General features: G+C 63.1%; 18 protein-coding genes. 10 read left to right on the top strand and 8 right to left on the bottom strand.

What is annotated here, in order from left to right:
* Nucleotides 1-6: 6 nt before the first annotated feature.
* The 4 genes from NKH42_RS14725 to NKH42_RS14710 form a co-directional block, all read right to left on the bottom strand.
* Nucleotides 7-1,617 (bottom strand): NTP transferase domain-containing protein, encoded by a 1,611-nt coding sequence (locus NKH42_RS14725; protein WP_352506412.1) that lies wholly within the window; start codon nt 1,615-1,617, stop codon nt 7-9.
* On the bottom strand, nt 1,614-2,318 hold the full coding sequence (locus NKH42_RS14720; protein WP_352974213.1) for an XdhC family protein: 705 nt from the start codon (nt 2,316-2,318) through the stop codon (nt 1,614-1,616). Before NKH42_RS14720 ends, NKH42_RS14725 begins: the two co-directional genes overlap by 4 nt.
* Nucleotides 2,319-2,324: 6 nt before the next feature.
* Nucleotides 2,325-2,663 (bottom strand): XdhC family protein, encoded by a 339-nt coding sequence (locus NKH42_RS14715; RefSeq protein WP_352506414.1) that lies wholly within the window; start codon nt 2,661-2,663, stop codon nt 2,325-2,327.
* A 224-nt stretch (nt 2,664-2,887) separates the two neighbouring features.
* Nucleotides 2,888-3,382 (bottom strand): flavin reductase, encoded by a 495-nt coding sequence (locus NKH42_RS14710; RefSeq protein ID WP_352506415.1) that lies wholly within the window; start codon nt 3,380-3,382, stop codon nt 2,888-2,890.
* A 180-nt stretch (nt 3,383-3,562) separates the two neighbouring features.
* Here NKH42_RS14710 and NKH42_RS14705 point away from each other — a divergent pair, with 180 nt between their 5' ends.
* Together NKH42_RS14705 and NKH42_RS14700 are read left to right on the top strand one after the other, a co-directional pair.
* Complete coding sequence (locus tag NKH42_RS14705) at nt 3,563-4,636, top strand: branched-chain amino acid ABC transporter substrate-binding protein (protein WP_352506416.1); 1,074 nt, start codon at nt 3,563-3,565, stop codon at nt 4,634-4,636.
* 14 nt (nt 4,637-4,650) lie between these two features.
* Nucleotides 4,651-5,670, top strand: a complete 1,020-nt coding sequence (locus NKH42_RS14700) for a P1 family peptidase (protein ID WP_352506565.1) — start codon at nt 4,651-4,653, stop codon at nt 5,668-5,670.
* Between the two features lie 47 nt (nt 5,671-5,717).
* On the opposite strand, the gene NKH42_RS14695 is transcribed toward NKH42_RS14700, so the two are convergent.
* Nucleotides 5,718-5,972 carry a DUF2171 domain-containing protein gene (locus tag NKH42_RS14695; RefSeq protein ID WP_254817658.1) on the bottom strand — a complete coding sequence of 85 codons (255 nt, stop codon included), beginning with the start codon at nt 5,970-5,972 and terminating at the stop codon, nt 5,718-5,720.
* 245 nt (nt 5,973-6,217) lie between these two features.
* Here NKH42_RS14695 and NKH42_RS14690 point away from each other — a divergent pair, with 245 nt between their 5' ends.
* The 4 genes from NKH42_RS14690 to NKH42_RS14675 are packed head-to-tail and all read left to right on the top strand — an operon-like array spanning nt 6,218 to nt 9,394.
* Entirely contained in the window at nt 6,218-6,943 is a 726-nt protein-coding gene (locus tag NKH42_RS14690) for a DUF2259 domain-containing protein (protein ID WP_352506417.1), read from the top strand.
* A gap of 11 nt (nt 6,944-6,954) precedes the next feature.
* Nucleotides 6,955-7,455: a hypothetical protein gene (locus tag NKH42_RS14685; RefSeq protein WP_352690847.1), complete on the top strand. Its 501-nt coding sequence runs from the start codon at nt 6,955-6,957 to the stop codon at nt 7,453-7,455.
* Between the two features lie 59 nt (nt 7,456-7,514).
* Complete coding sequence (purB, locus tag NKH42_RS14680; RefSeq protein ID WP_352506419.1) at nt 7,515-8,822, top strand: adenylosuccinate lyase; 1,308 nt, start codon at nt 7,515-7,517, stop codon at nt 8,820-8,822.
* Complete coding sequence (locus NKH42_RS14675) at nt 8,822-9,394, top strand: RBBP9/YdeN family alpha/beta hydrolase (protein ID WP_352506420.1); 573 nt, start codon at nt 8,822-8,824, stop codon at nt 9,392-9,394. The genes purB and NKH42_RS14675 overlap by 1 nt, the downstream gene beginning before the upstream one ends.
* A gap of 5 nt (nt 9,395-9,399) precedes the next feature.
* Here NKH42_RS14675 and NKH42_RS14670 read toward each other — a convergent pair whose 3' ends face one another.
* Nucleotides 9,400-10,212: a VOC family protein gene (locus NKH42_RS14670; protein ID WP_352506421.1), complete on the bottom strand. Its 813-nt coding sequence runs from the start codon at nt 10,210-10,212 to the stop codon at nt 9,400-9,402.
* 271 nt (nt 10,213-10,483) lie between these two features.
* On the opposite strand from NKH42_RS14670, the gene NKH42_RS14665 reads away from it, so the two are divergent.
* On the top strand, nt 10,484-11,032 hold the full coding sequence (locus NKH42_RS14665) for an RBBP9/YdeN family alpha/beta hydrolase (RefSeq protein WP_352506566.1): 549 nt from the start codon (nt 10,484-10,486) through the stop codon (nt 11,030-11,032).
* Here NKH42_RS14665 and NKH42_RS14660 read toward each other — a convergent pair.
* Nucleotides 11,029-11,802: an HpcH/HpaI aldolase family protein gene (locus tag NKH42_RS14660; protein ID WP_352506422.1), complete on the bottom strand. Its 774-nt coding sequence runs from the start codon at nt 11,800-11,802 to the stop codon at nt 11,029-11,031. The genes NKH42_RS14665 and NKH42_RS14660 overlap by 4 nt on opposite strands.
* Nucleotides 11,803-11,920: 118 nt before the next feature.
* Nucleotides 11,921-12,241, bottom strand: coding sequence for a DUF1476 domain-containing protein (locus NKH42_RS14655; protein WP_352506423.1), 321 nt, complete (start codon nt 12,239-12,241; stop codon nt 11,921-11,923).
* Nucleotides 12,242-12,511: 270 nt separating this feature from the next.
* Here NKH42_RS14655 and purC point away from each other — a divergent pair, with 270 nt between their 5' ends.
* Genes purC through purQ form a run of 3 tightly spaced genes read left to right on the top strand, consistent with a single transcriptional unit; the run spans nt 12,512 to nt 14,259 of the window.
* Complete coding sequence (purC, locus tag NKH42_RS14650) at nt 12,512-13,306, top strand: phosphoribosylaminoimidazolesuccinocarboxamide synthase (RefSeq protein WP_023674725.1); 795 nt, start codon at nt 12,512-12,514, stop codon at nt 13,304-13,306.
* A gap of 40 nt (nt 13,307-13,346) precedes the next feature.
* On the top strand, nt 13,347-13,589 hold the full coding sequence (gene purS, locus NKH42_RS14645) for a phosphoribosylformylglycinamidine synthase subunit PurS (protein WP_352477508.1): 243 nt from the start codon (nt 13,347-13,349) through the stop codon (nt 13,587-13,589).
* Nucleotide 13,590: 1 nt separating this feature from the next.
* Nucleotides 13,591-14,259, top strand: coding sequence for a phosphoribosylformylglycinamidine synthase subunit PurQ (gene purQ / locus NKH42_RS14640; RefSeq protein WP_352506424.1), 669 nt, complete (start codon nt 13,591-13,593; stop codon nt 14,257-14,259).
* Nucleotides 14,260-14,286: the final 27 nt, after the last annotated feature.

Here is a 14,286-nt window from a genome sequence, read left to right as displayed (position 1 = left end):
GGTTTGTCAATCCTGCAGCACGCCGCCGGCGCCTTCCAGCGCCTCGCGCGTGTCGACATCGATCGCTGCCCCTTCGCCGATCTCGACATCGATGACGTCGAGCCCTTCGGCCTCGACCAGATGGCGGGCGCCGGTATCGCCTTGGAGGTGAGCGATCGCGGCAAACAGCGAACGCGGCAGCAGCACCGGATTGCCGCGCCGCCCAGCGTGCGAGGCCCGCACCACCGATCGGCCTTCGGACCTGCGGAACGCCTCGATCAGCCTGTCGAGGTCGGCCGAGGCGACGCCGGGCATATCGCCGAGGACAATCATGGCGCCGGCGGCGTCGCCGGAAATCTTGGCGATGCCGGCCTTTAGCGACGAAGACAGACCCTCGGCGAAATCCGGATTGTCGGCGAAGGTCACATCGAGGCCAGACAGTGCACTGCGCACGCGCTCGCTCTGGTGGCCGGTGACGACGATGGTGGCCGCGGCTTTCGAACCGACTGCGCGTTCGGCGGTGCGGCGGACCAGAGGCTTGCCATCGAACAGTGCCAAGAGCTTGTTCGGCCCGCCCATGCGGCTGGAGCGGCCGGCGGCCAGAAGCACGATCTCGACCTTTGGTTCGGCTTTGGCCGGCAACGGCTCGCGCGGTTGCGGCCGCGTCGGAATTTCCATCAACAGCCCGCCGACACCCATGCCGGCAATATCCCTGGCGGTCACGTCGAGACCGGCGATCAGCCGGTCGAGCACCCAGTCGAAGCCGTTCTCCTTGGGACTGCGGGCGCAGCCCGGCGCACCGATGATGCGCTTGCCGCCGAGTGTGCCGAGCACCAGCAGATTGCCGGGATCGACCGGCATACCGGCGCGGATGACAGTGCCGCCGGCCCTTTCGATCGCAGCAGGAACGACGTCGCCGAAATCGGCCATCGCCGAAGCGCCGAAGATCACCACCATATCGTTGTCGCGGATCAGCGAGGCCGCAGCCTCGGCGACGGGGATAATTTCATGCGGCGTTCGACGCTCCGCCGTCAGCCTGCCGCCCGAACGCGCCAGGCGTGCTTCGGTGACGCGCAGCGTCTTGTCGAGCACGCTGGGTTTGATGCCGGGCAGCACCGTCTGGATGACGCCGACGCGCACCGGCTGATAGGCGTTGACCGCAAAGATCTCGCCGCCCGCGCAGATCCTTGCCACCGCATCGACCAAAGCGGAGGCGACCGCAAACGGAATGATCTTCACCGTTGCTACCATCTGACCTTTTTCGACCGGCGCATGCTGCGCGAGCGTGGCGATGGTGATCGTCGGATCGACGGCGTTGATGGCGTCGATCATCGCCGCGTCGACGGTGAACATGCCGGCAGCCTGCGCGTGGAGGTTGACCCTACCTGTCGCGGCAGGCTTCGCCTCGATGTTGCGATGGATCATACATGCGGCGATCTTTTCAGCGGCGACGTCCTCGCTGAGATCATCGGGCGCCAACACCGCCGCGACGACCTCGGAAATGCCAGCGGCCTTCAACAGGGACACATCCCCGGCGCTTAACCGGTGCGCCTTGCGGTAGCGGCGCTCTCCGGCTGTAGTGGCGTGCGCAAGCACTGCCCCTTCGGCCGCATCGATCGCAACGGGACCAAATTTCACGCGACCGCGCCTTTGGATTCGAGGCCGCGGGAGCGAAAGGCATGGATCGCTTGCGCCAACACCGCGACGGCAATCTCGGCCGGGCTGGCAGCTCCAATGTCGAGGCCGATCGGGGCATGAATGCGGGCGATCTGGTCGGCTGTCGCCCCCGAAGCCAGCAGGCGTTCCACACGTTTGGCGTGGGTCTTGCGGCTGCCGAGCGCGCCGACATAAAAGCAGCCGGCGTCGAGCGCCGCCTTCAACGCGAAATCGTCGATCTTCGGATCGTGGGTGAGAGCAGCCAGCGCCGTATAGTTATCGAGCGGCTGACGCGTCAGCACTTCCTGTGGCCATTCGGCATGCAGCGCGATATCGGGAAAACGATCGGGCGTGGCAAAGGCCGTGCGCGGATCGATGATCTCGACAGGATAGCCGGCGATCCTGGCCATCGGTGCCAGCGCCTGGCTGATGTGGACGGCGCCGATCACCACCAGGCGCGGCTGCGGCAGATGTGCGTTGAGGAAGAACGTGCGCCCCTCAGCTTCGACCGAACCGGAATTGCCCGTGCGAAATGCCTTGGCGACGGCCGCCCCGAGTTCACCGGCTACCCGGTCTCCCTCGCGCACGACACGGTCGCGGCCGTCGCCGAGATCGGTGACCAGGATTGCCGCGCGGCGGGCGCGGCGTTCGGCGTTGAGTGTCTTCAGCGCATAGGGATCCATTCGAGATCAACCCAATCTTTCTACATAGACCTTGATGCGGCCGCCGCATGACAGGCCGACTTGCCAGGCGGTCTCGTCTGCGACGCCGAATTCGAGCATTTTGGCCTTGCCGCTATCGATAACCTCGAGCGCCTCGGTGACTACGGCGCCTTCGACGCAGCCGCCCGAGACGGAGCCGTGGAAATTGCCTTCGGCGTCGATGACCAGGTGGCTGCCGACCGGCCGCGGCGCCGAGCCCCAGGTCTCGACCACGGTGGCAATGGCGACATCCTTGCCGTCCTTCATCCAGCCCTCCGCGATGATCAGCGGGTCGCGAGCCTCATCGAGATAGATACTGCGTTCCATGATTTCTCCCTGAGAGACATGTGGTTATGCGACGCGCTTCACGCCAGCCTCGATCCACCCGCGCGGGTCGACCGAACCCATAAACAGCACGGTTGCCAGCGACCGGTTCCGCCACATAATCCGCACGGGGCAACAGATCGAGCGTCTCGTCGATCATCCGCGGCGCCGGACGCGGTTTTCCACTCGGTCATTCTGTCTCCGCGGGCGCAGCCATCTGAAAGCCTCTACAGAGCGTGGTAGCCGCGGTTGTGATAGATCAGCGGCCGCAAGTTATCGCCGATGCGCAAACCTGTAACCTTGCCAAAAAGCACACGGTGCGTGGCCAGATCCTTGGAGTCGATCAGTTCGCAGTCGAAGACGGCGAGCGCGCCCTTCAGCGTCGGCGCACCAGTCGAGATCACGTCCCATTCGGCCAACGCGAAACGCTCCTCGACCGGCAGGCCGGTCATGCCGGAAAAGCCGATCGACAGCGGCTCCTGATCCGAAGCCAGCGTGTTCAGGGCAAATTTGCCGTTTTCCACGAACGGCTCATTCTTGGGATTTTCGCGATTGAGGCAGACCAGGATCGTTGGCGGCGTGTCCGACACCGAGCAGGCCGCGATCACCGTCGCGCCGCGCCTGCCGGCGGGGCCATCGGTGGTGACTACATGCACATGACCGGCAAAATGGGCCATCGCGTCGCGGTAGGCCTGCGGCCCGATGTCATTCTTCTTCAGCACCGATGATTTTCCACTAGTCAGAACCAACCGTTATATATGGGGGGATATTGCAGCCCACAAGCGAAGTGCTTGACGTATATCCTGGATTCCCGTGTTGCGCCAAAGCTGGCCAGCCTTTAGGTCTTGACGGCATTGGCGCCGGCAGAACACGCGATCGGCGCGGAGGAATTCTTCGCTCGCATGCGACCTTGGACAACCACAATAGCGGTGCTGGCCTGGCTCTCGGTCGCCGGTGGTGCGAGCGCCGAGAGGCTGCGGGTCGGCGTCGCGGCACCGCTGTCGGGGCCGTCGGCGATCCTCGGCAAACAGATCGAGGCTGGCGCGACAACGGCGGCTGAAGCGAACGACGCCGAAATCACGACGATCGATGACGCCTGCACGGCCGATGGTGGCGCCGCCGCCGCGCGGGAGTTAACCGCGGCCAAGGTCAACGTCGTCATCGGGTTTTTGTGCACCGACGCAATCGAGGCGGCTCTGCCGATCCTCAAGGATGCCGGCATACCGGTGATCACAGTCGGCGTTCGCACGGAAAGCCTGACCGACCGGCGCGCCAAGACGGGATGGCCGATCTATCGTCTCGGGCCGCGCGGCGACGACGAGCGCAATGCCGTCGCTGCCATCCTCACCCGCCTATGGCAGGCCGAGCTGTTCGCCATCGTCGACGACGGCACGATCTATGGCCGCGAAATGGCCGAGACGTTTCGGGCAGCCGCCGAGCAAGCGGCTCTGAAGCCGGTGTTCGTCGACACGTTCCGGCCGCAGCTCGACAACCAGATCGGCCTGATCGGCCGACTTAAGAAAGCCGGCGCAACGCATGTCTTTGCCGGCGGCGACGGCGATGATGTCGCCATTATGGGCCGGGATGCTGGCCAGCTAAATACCGGCATGGTGTTTGCCGGCGGCGAAGCGTTGCGCGCGCCGCTCGGCGATGTGCCTTATGCCATCGGCACGCTGATGATCGCGCCGCCCGAATGGGCCGATGTCGCCGACCCCAAGGTGCTGCAGAGCTTTGCCGGGCAAAACATCGTGCCGGAAGGTTACACCCTGCCCGCCTATGCCGCGGTCGAGATCGCCAAGTCGGCTTCGGCATTGACGCAAAGCTCAGGCGAGAGACTGGCCAACGTGCTGACCGCGCATGACTTCACCACGGCGATCGGACCGATCCGCTTTGACGAAAAGGGTGACCTGACGCAAAATCCTTATCGAGCCTACCGTTTCGACGGCGGCCGTTTCGTGCCGGCGGAGAGCCAATGATGTCCAGCACGGGGATGTTCCGTACGGGTCCACGCAATCTCATCACCGACGTCGCCGGCCTGCGTGTCGGCAATGCGGCGAATGCGAAGCTGAAATCCGGCGTGACCACCGTCATCTGCGACGAGCCGGCCGTGGCCGGCGTGCAAATCCTGGGCGGTGCGCCAGGCACCCGCGAAACCGACCTGCTCGAGCCGCACAATTCGATCCACGCCATCCATGCCGTGGTGCTTTCGGGCGGCTCGGCTTTTGGCCTTGACGCCGCGTCGGGGGCGCAGGCGGCCTTGCGCGAAAGAGGCATCGGCGTCGAGGTCGGCGGCTTTCGGGTGCCGATCGTGCCGGCGGCGATCCTGTTCGACCTGCGCAATGGCGGCGACAAGGATTGGGGCCGGTATCCGCCTTACCGTGACCTTGGCTACGAAGCCGCGCAAGCCGCCGCGATCGACTTTGCCCTCGGCACGGCCGGCGCAGGTAGCGGGGCTTTGAGCTCCGGCCTGAAGGGCGGGCTCGGTTCGGCCTCGACAGTGCTGGACAGCGGCGTCACCATCGGCGCGCTCGCCGCCGTCAACCCGACCGGCTCGGTGACGGTCGCCGGGACCCGCCATTTCTGGGCGGCACCGTTCGAGATCGGCGACGAGTTCGGCGGCTTAGGCTATCCCCACCCGATGCCTGACGATGCCAGAAAGATCCTGCTGAAGTTCCGTGACAAGCATGCCGCAGAGCAGGCGGAAACCGGCGCCAACACGACCATCGCCTTGATCGCCACCGATGCGGTACTCACGAAGGCCGCCGCCAAACGCCTGGCGATATCAGCGCATGACGGCTTTGTCCGTGCCATTTGGCCGACGCACACGCCCGCAGACGGCGATCTGGTCTTCGCGCTGGCAACGGGCAAGAGCGGCATCGAGCTCAGGCCCAACGATGCAATCGATCTCTACGCCGCCGCCGGCGCCACGATGGCGCGCGCCATCAGCCGCGGCGTCTTTGCCGCGACGCCGGCCGAGGGCGATCTGTTCCCGGTCTGGTCGTCGCGCTGACCGCGCAGTGCTTATTCGGATTTGCCGTAATCAGACTGGACTTATGATCAGGTGGGGTCGGATTTTTCTTCCTCGAACGTGACCGCAACGTCTGAGTTTGCCGACAGCCGCACCTTCTGGCCCTCGACCTCGGCGACAAGGCTGAGAGGAATGAAGTGGTGATGACCCCTGTGAGCGCCCTCACCGCTGTCGCGCTTGGTCAGCTTGATGCGATCTCCGTCAACCTTGTCGACAGTACCGACATGGACCCCGTCGGCGCCGATCACTTCCATACGTTCGCGAATCTTGGCTGCATCTGTCATGGGGGTCTCCCTTATAGCGCCGCGCGCTTTTGAACGCGCAAAGGACGCTCTAAAACATTTTGAATCAATGCGCCGTACCTTCCGAAATCGATTCTGATTTTCGGAAGGCACGATGCGGTGAAGCTGCCGACAATAACAAACGACAGCCGGATTGGATGCATCGACTTTGTGTTTCAGTCAGCACGATCTTTTGACGGCATCGTGATAGGAATCTAACGGCGTCCACCGCCTGAATGGAATTCCCCATGCGAAATCTTGCTCTGTTTGCCGTCTGCCTGCTTGCCCAGCTTGCAACTTTGGCCGCCGCCCACGCAGGCGATGTCGCCGAGCTTGAGATCCTCGGCTTCAGCCGCGATGGCGGGGTCTTTGCCTTCGAGGAATACGGCGTCCAGGACGGATCGGGATTCCCCTATGCAAACCGCTATTATATCGACACGGCCGACGACAGTTTCCTGAAGGGCTCGCCGATCCGTGTCCGGCTCGATGACGAGAATGCCGCGGTGGACGCGGCGCGGCTGCAGGCCCGGCAAAAGGGCGAAGCGATCGTCAGTCAAGCGGAACTGAAGGCAAATCGCGGCATCACCGCCGGCTTCAACCCGGTGACCGAGCTTTCTGCCGATCCCTTCCGCATGGTGGTCAATCCGCGCCCGATCTTTTCGCCGGTCGACGAGCCGCTCGAGTTCCGGCTCGACCAGATCGGCATGAATGACACCGAGCGCTGCCAGAGCCAGGGCGAGATCAATGGCTTTCGCCTGCTGCGCATCGAGGCGAGGGACGGCGGTCAGACGAGCATTATTCACGAGGACAAATCGATCCCGCAAAGCAGAGGCTGTCCGAATGGCTACCAGATCGGCGCGGTTCAGACATTTTCACTGGATAGCCTCAGCGCCTATGCCGTGCTGATCGCAGTGCGCCAATACGGGTTCGAAGGGCCGGACTATCGCTGGATCGCGGTAACCGGTCGCCTGTGACGTTCCCCGCCATGCGCTATCGCGCCCTGCATCGTCTCCGCCGCGCTCTGCCGTCGCTGCGCACGGCATTTGCCGGTGCCTTGCTGTGGGCCATGGCGATGGGCGGCAGCGCGCTGCTCAATCTGCTGCAGTACGATTGGGAGACCCCGGCAAAGATCCGCTTCGTCTCGCTGCTTTATGCAGCCGGCGGTGCGCTCGCTTTCCCGATTGGGCTGTTCCTGGCGCGGCTCGTCTCGCTCGGACGCCACTGGGAGATCGCCCTCGCCGCCGCCTTCGTCTGCCTTCTCGCAGCGACGATTGTCGTCACCGGCGGCCTCTTTGGGCTGCAATACCGCTCCTACTATGTCCAATGGCATGCGCCCGCGTTCACCATCACCTGGGTTTTCCAGTTCGTGTTCACGATGTTGACGGCACTCTACCAGTTCGTCGTCCTTGGCATCCGGCTGTATTTTCCGCTCGGTTTCATTGCGCTCGCTGTCGCCAGTGTCTGGTTTGCGCGCCAGCAACGTTGAGCATTTTGCCTGCCTCTGTTAGGACGCGGGCAAATGCTCTCGCAAGTCAGGACCGACTGATGATCCCTCGCTACTCCCGGCCGGAAATGGTGGCCATCTGGTCGCCCGAAACCCGGTTCCGCATCTGGTTCGAGATCGAGGCCTACGCCTGCGACGCATTGGCCGAGCTCGGCGTCATCCCGAAGGAGGCCGCCAAGACCATCTGGGAGAAAGGCGGGGCGGCGAAATTCGATGTCGAAGCCATCGACGAGATCGAGCGCGTCACCAAGCATGACGTCATCGCCTTTCTCACCCATCTTGCCGAATTCGTCGGGCCGGATGCCCGCTTCATCCACCAGGGCATGACATCCTCCGACGTTCTCGATACCTGTTTTGCCGTGCAGCTCACCCGTGCCAGCGACATCCTGCTGGCCGACATTGACGGGTTGCTTGCGGCGCTCAAGCGCCGCGCCTTCGAGCACAAGGACACGATCACAATCGGCCGCAGCCATGGCATCCATGCCGAGCCGACCACCTTCGGCGTCAAGCTGGCGCAGGCCTACGCCGAATTCTCGCGTTGCCGCGAGAGGCTGGTGCACGCACGCAAGGACATCGCCACCTGCGCCATCTCCGGTGCGGTCGGCACCTTTGCCAATATCGACCCATATGTCGAAGAATACGTGGCCAAGAAACTCGGACTGAAGCCGGAGCCGGTGTCGACGCAGGTGATCCCGCGCGACCGCCACGCGATGTTCTTCGCCACGCTCGGCGTGATCGCCTCGTCGATCGAGCGGCTGGCGATCGAGGTGCGCCATCTGCAGCGCACAGAGGTACTCGAAGCAGAAGAGTACTTTTCACCCGGCCAGAAGGGTTCGTCGGCGATGCCGCACAAGCGCAACCCGGTGCTGACCGAGAACCTAACCGGCCTTGCCCGCATGGTGCGCTCGTTCGCATTGCCGGCAATGGAGAATGTGGCGCTGTGGCACGAGCGCGACATCTCGCATTCCTCCGTCGAGCGCATGATCGGGCCCGACGCGACGGTGACGCTCGATTTCGCACTCTCACGGCTGACCAGCGTTGTCGACAAACTGCTCGTTTACCCCGACAACATGCTGAAGAACATGAACAAATTCCGTGGCCTTGTGCATTCGCAGCGCGTGCTGCTGGCGCTGACGCAAGCTGGCGTTTCGCGCGAGGACGCCTACCGGCTGGTGCAGCGCAACGCGATGAAGGTGTGGGAGCAAGGCGCTGATTTTCTTGAGGAACTTTTGGCCGACAAGGACGTTGTCGCAGCCTTGCCCGAGGCCGAGATCCGCGAGAAATTCGACTTGGGCTATCATACCAAGCACGTCGATACGATCTTTAGCCGAGTGTTTGGAGAGGCCTGATGATTTCGTCGGCCGGAGATTTCGATTTCCTTGCCCTGCCCGGGCGCGGCAACTCCGGGCCGGATCATTGGATGTCGCATTGGTGCCGGGTGTTCCCCAATTCGAGCCGCGTGCTGCAGGCCGAGTGGGACCGGCCTAAGCCTGGCGACTGGATCGGCCAGGTGGATGCCGCGGTGGCCGCCGCACCGCGCCGCGTCGTGCTACTTGCGCATTCGCTGGCGGTGGCGACGGCGGTGAAGTGGGCTGCCGGCGCCAGTCAAAGCCAACTCGACAAGGTCGCGGCGGCATTCCTGGTTGCCGCGACCAATGTCGAGGATACCGATCCCTCATTCGACGCGGTGCGCCCGTTCGCGCCGATGCCGCTGAAGCGCCTGCCCTTCCCGGCATTGGTGGTGGCGAGCCGTAGCGACCCGCGCGTCACTTTCGACAAGGCGACCGCTTTTGCTGCAGCCTGGGGCGCGGATATCGCCGATGCCGGCGATCTCGGCCATATGGGAAACGAGGCCGGCCTCGGCCTGTGGCCGGCGGGCCTGCTGATGCTTGGCCGCTTGCTTGAAAAGGCGAAGCTCTAACCGAACTACGCCTTGCCGGGAACGGTCCTGATCACCGTGCCCCACGGATCCTCGCGGGTCGTTGCATCAGCCACATTGTCCGAACGCATCTCGACCCAGGCCAAGCCGGAGCGGGCGGGATCGCGGCGGCCGGCACCCGCGCTCTGCCACGCATTTGCGCCAATGTGGTGATGGTAGCCGCCGGACGACAAGAATACCGCCGCGCCACCGTATTTTGCCACGGTGTCGAAACCGAACTCCTGATGCCACCATGCTTCGGCTTCTTCCGGCCGGCCGACCCGCAGATGGACGTGGCCGATAAAGCTGTTTTCCGGCGCGCCCTGCCAGCCGACGTCACCGGCCGGCACTTCGGCAATGACCGACGGAATGTTCAGCCGCTCCGTCGCCATCGCGATCTTGTCGCCATTCCATTTCCAATCCTGGGGGCGGCGGTCGGCATAGATCTCGATGCCGTTGCCTTCCGGGTCGGTAAGATAAAGCGCCTCGCTGACCAGATGATCGGACGCGCCCTCGATGCCAATCTTGCCCGCGATGGCGTGGTTGATCCAGCGGCCGAGATCGACCCGGCTAGGGAGCAGGAAGGCGGTGTGGAAAAGACCGGCGCTGCGCGGGTCATCGGGTTTCGCAGCCGGATCCGCTTCGATGTCGAGCAAAGGGCGATTGACTGCGCCGAGCGTAATCGTGCCGCCGGCGCGGCTCAGTTCCTGCAAACCGACGACTTTGCGATAGTAGGCAGCGAGATTTTCTGCATCGCGCGCCCGCAAGCCGACGCGGGCAACGCTGACCGGGGTCGTTGCGGCAAAAGGCAGTTCGCTCATCAAAGTGCTCCGTTCCGCCGGCGCTCGACAAGCTTCCAACGGAGGAACCCGGCGCCATCAATCATTCTACGCCGTGTCCGTGCCAAAATCTCGGAACAGCCATTCTTTCCTGGCGACAGATCGTCGATCGCTATCGTTCACACAAGAGCGCAAGAAGCGAACAAGGTGTTCACAATAGCGAGCAGACCGGGCTCATGAGAGGTGCGTTTGCATGTCGCTGTTGAGTTTATACCCGGTTGCACCCGACAGCGCCTCTCGCTACATGCGCGCCATGAAAGTCAGGGAAGCAGATATTCTCATCGTGCCGGGCTACACCAATTCCGGCCCCGATCATTGGCAGAGCCGCTGGCAGGCGAAACTATCGACAGCGCGCCGCGTCGAACAGACGGAATGGTCGAAGCCGGTGCGCGAGGATTGGACGGCCGGTGTCGCCAAGGCGGTTAACGAGGCGGAGCGGCCGGTCGTCATTGTCGCTCACTCGCTTGGCGTCGCCGCGGTCATCCAGGCATTGTCTCGGTTCGAGCGACCGGTCGCCGGCGCTTTCTTCGTGGCGCCGCCCGATGTCGCCAATCCAAAGATAAAGCCGAGGCACCTGATGACCTTCGGTCCCTATCCGCGCGATCCTCTGCCATTTCCGTCGGTGGTGATCGGCAGCCGCAACGACCCGTTCTGCGCCTTTGGCGTCGCCGAGGACATTGCCGCGGCCTGGGGCTCGCTGTTCATCGACGCCGGCGATGCCGGTCATCTCAACGCGGATTCCGGCTTCGGCCCCTGGCCCGAAGGTTCGATGACGTTCGCGAAATTCCTGACGGATCTCTAGGAAGCGATCGAATCCCTGACGCTGCTCAGCAGGGTCTTTGCCCCAAGCGAAATCAGAGAATGCTCCGAACCCATCGCCAGCAGCCGGTAACCCATCGACACCACACGACCGGCAATGGCCGGTTCCATCACATAGATCGCCGCATGCTTGCCGGCCTTGCGGGTGCGCTCGGCGATCGAGGCGACGGTCTCCATCATGCTCTCCAGCGTCGAACTGACGGTGGTCCCCTTCGACCAGGCGATCGAGAAATCCGACGGGCCGAGGAAGATGCCGTCGATACCCGGCGTGTCGAGAATGCCGTCGAGTGCAGCAAGCGCGGCGCGCGTTTCGACCATGGCGAACGCCATGGTGCGCTGGTTGCTGTCGCGCAGCCAGTCGGCATGATCGCCCTTGCCATGGCGCGGAAAGGCATAGGTGGGGCCCCAGGAGCGCTCGCCGAGCGGCGGGTATTTCATGGCGGCGGCAAACAGCCTTGCGTCCGCCACTGAATTCACCATCGGTGCAATCACAGCCTCGGCGCCGAAGTCGAGCGCGCGGCTGGCCATGTCGAAGCGGCCGACCGGGATGCGCACCAAAGCCGGCTTGTTGGCGGCCAGCACCGGCACAAGCCCGCGCAGCACGCTGTCCTCGTGATGGCCACCATGCTGCATGTCGAGCGTAACCGCGTCGAATCCTTGTCTGGCCAGTATCTCGACCGTCAAAGCATCCGGCACGCCTGACCATGCGGTGAACAGTGTCTCGTCGGCCGCAAGGCGTGACTTCAGGGACATTGGCGATTTCCTCTTTGGTTGCAACAATTCAGCCGGAAATGACCGCAAAGGCAAAGAAAAACCGCCCGGTTGGGCCGAGCGGTCGATTGGTCCAGCATTCGATCGGTATCGAGAAGGATCAGGTGTTCTTGATCTGCTCGATCGCCTGCGCCATCAATTCATCCATGGTGCGGCGGATCTGATGGTCCGACTGCTCAATGCCGGCCGCATCGAAATCCTTGCGTATCTTGCGGAAAACGTCGTGATCGCCGGCTTCCTCAATGTCGCTGACGACCACTTCCCTGGCATAAGCGTCGGCATCGGTGCCTGACTTGCCGAGCTTTTCGGCAGCCCACAGGCCGAGCGCTCTGTTGCGGCGTGCCGCGGCCTTGAACCGAAGTTCCTCGTCGAATGCGAATTTGCGCTCAAAGCCCTCTTCGCGGTCTTTCATGCTGCTCATGGCATCCCTCCGTGAAATCCGATTCGTCGTGCCAATATGTGTTGCCGGAGCACAAACCAAAAGGGCGCCGGCCGGTCAATATGCTACATTGGTTGCTGCGCTGCGGCATTTCGGTCCCCGAAAGCGGTTGATTGAAAGGATTTGCCGATTGAGCAAACAGTGCGATTGGGATAGACACCGGCATTGAACCCCACCGTCGCCATCTTATTTTAGGCAGACGGACAGGAACTGGTCGCTTGCCGCCTGCCCGCAAATCCAGAGAAAAATCAGATGAAAAATCGCCGCCGCATTTATGAAGGCAAGGCCAAGATCCTTTATGAGGGACCGGAGCCTGGCACGCTGATCCAGTTCTTCAAGGACGACGCTACCGCTTTCAACAAGAAGAAGCATGAAATCGTCGATGGCAAAGGCGTGCTCAACAACCGCATTTCCGAGCACATCTTCAATCATCTCAACCGGATGGGCATTCCGACCCACTTCATCCGCCGGCTCAACATGCGCGAGCAGCTGATCAAGGAAGTCGAGATCATTCCACTCGAAGTGGTGGTGCGCAACGTCGCCGCCGGCTCGCTGGCCAAGCGTCTCGGCATCGAGGAAGGCACCGTGCTGCCGCGCTCGATCATCGAATTCTATTACAAGGCCGATGCGCTCGACGATCCGATGGTCTCGGAAGAGCACATCACCGCCTTCGGCTGGGCGAGCCCGCAGGAGATCGACGATGTCATGGCGCTGGCCATTCGCGTCAACGACTTCCTTTCCGGACTGTTCATGGGCGTCGGCATCCAGCTCGTCGACTTCAAAATCGAATGCGGCCGCCTGTTCGAAGGCGATATGATGCGCATCGTCGTCGCCGACGAGATTTCGCCGGATTCCTGCCGGCTGTGGGATGTGGCGACGCAGGACAAGCTCGACAAGGATCGCTTCCGCCGCGACATGGGCGGGCTGGTCGAAGCCTATCAGGAAGTTGCCCGCCGCCTCGGCATCATGAACGAGAACGAACCGCCGCGTCCGGCCGGGCCGGTGCTGGTCGCATCGACCGACGGCGTCAAAGGCAAGCCGCACTGACGGCTTGCCCGCTCAACAGGTGAACAGGAGCATGTCCAGCGTGATCAAGGCCCGCATTACCGTAACCCTCAAGAACGGCGTGCTAGACCCACAAGGCAAGGCAATCGAGCATGCGCTGTCCGCAATGGGTTTCGGCGGCGTCGGCCAGGTGCGGCAAGGCAAGGTTTTCGATGTCGAGCTTGCCGAGGGCGACAGGGCCAAGGCCGAGGCCGATCTGAAAGCCATGTGCGACAAGCTTCTGGCGAATACGGTGATTGAGAATTACGCGGTGGAGATCGCCTGAGGTGAAATCAGCCGTCGTCCTGCTCCCCGGCCTCAATCGCGACCGCGACATGATCGCGGCGCTGACCAAGATTTCCGGCACGCCGCCGGTCACCGTCTGGCAGACGGACACCGAAATTCCCGATGTCGACCTGATCGCCATTCCCGGCGGCTTTTCCTTTGGCGATTATCTGCGCTGCGGCGCCATTGCCGCGCGCATGCCGGTAATGCGGGCTGTCGCCGAAAAGGCAGCCAAGGGCGTCACGGTCATCGGCGTCTGCAATGGCTTCCAGATCCTGGTCGAGGCCGGCCTGCTGCCGGGCGCTTTGATGCGCAACGCCTCGCTGAAATTCGTCTGCAGCCAGGTGAAGCTGCAGATCGCCAATGCCAACACGATGTTCACCCGCCGCTACCAGCCGGGCCAGATCATCCGCGCACCGGTAGCGCACCATGACGGCAATTATTTTGCCGACGCCGAAACTTTGGCCCGCCTCGAAGGCGAAGGCCAGGTGGTGTTCCGCTATGCCGAAGGCACCAATCCAAACGGCTCGATCAACGACATTGCCGGCATCGTCAACGGCCGCGGCAACGTGCTCGGCCTGATGCCGCATCCCGAAAACCTGATCGAAGCGGCGCATGGCGGCAGCGACGGCCGGGCGCTGTTCGAAGGCGCCTTGGGCATCGCCGCTTGATGCCTTCAATTTTCCTCCTGGAGCGAC

This window comes from Mesorhizobium sp. M1142 (genome assembly GCF_040318565.1).
GTDB lineage: Bacteria > Pseudomonadota > Alphaproteobacteria > Rhizobiales > Rhizobiaceae > Mesorhizobium.
Note: the sequence above shows the minus strand (reverse complement) of the source record. Positions and strands in the feature narration are given on the sequence as shown.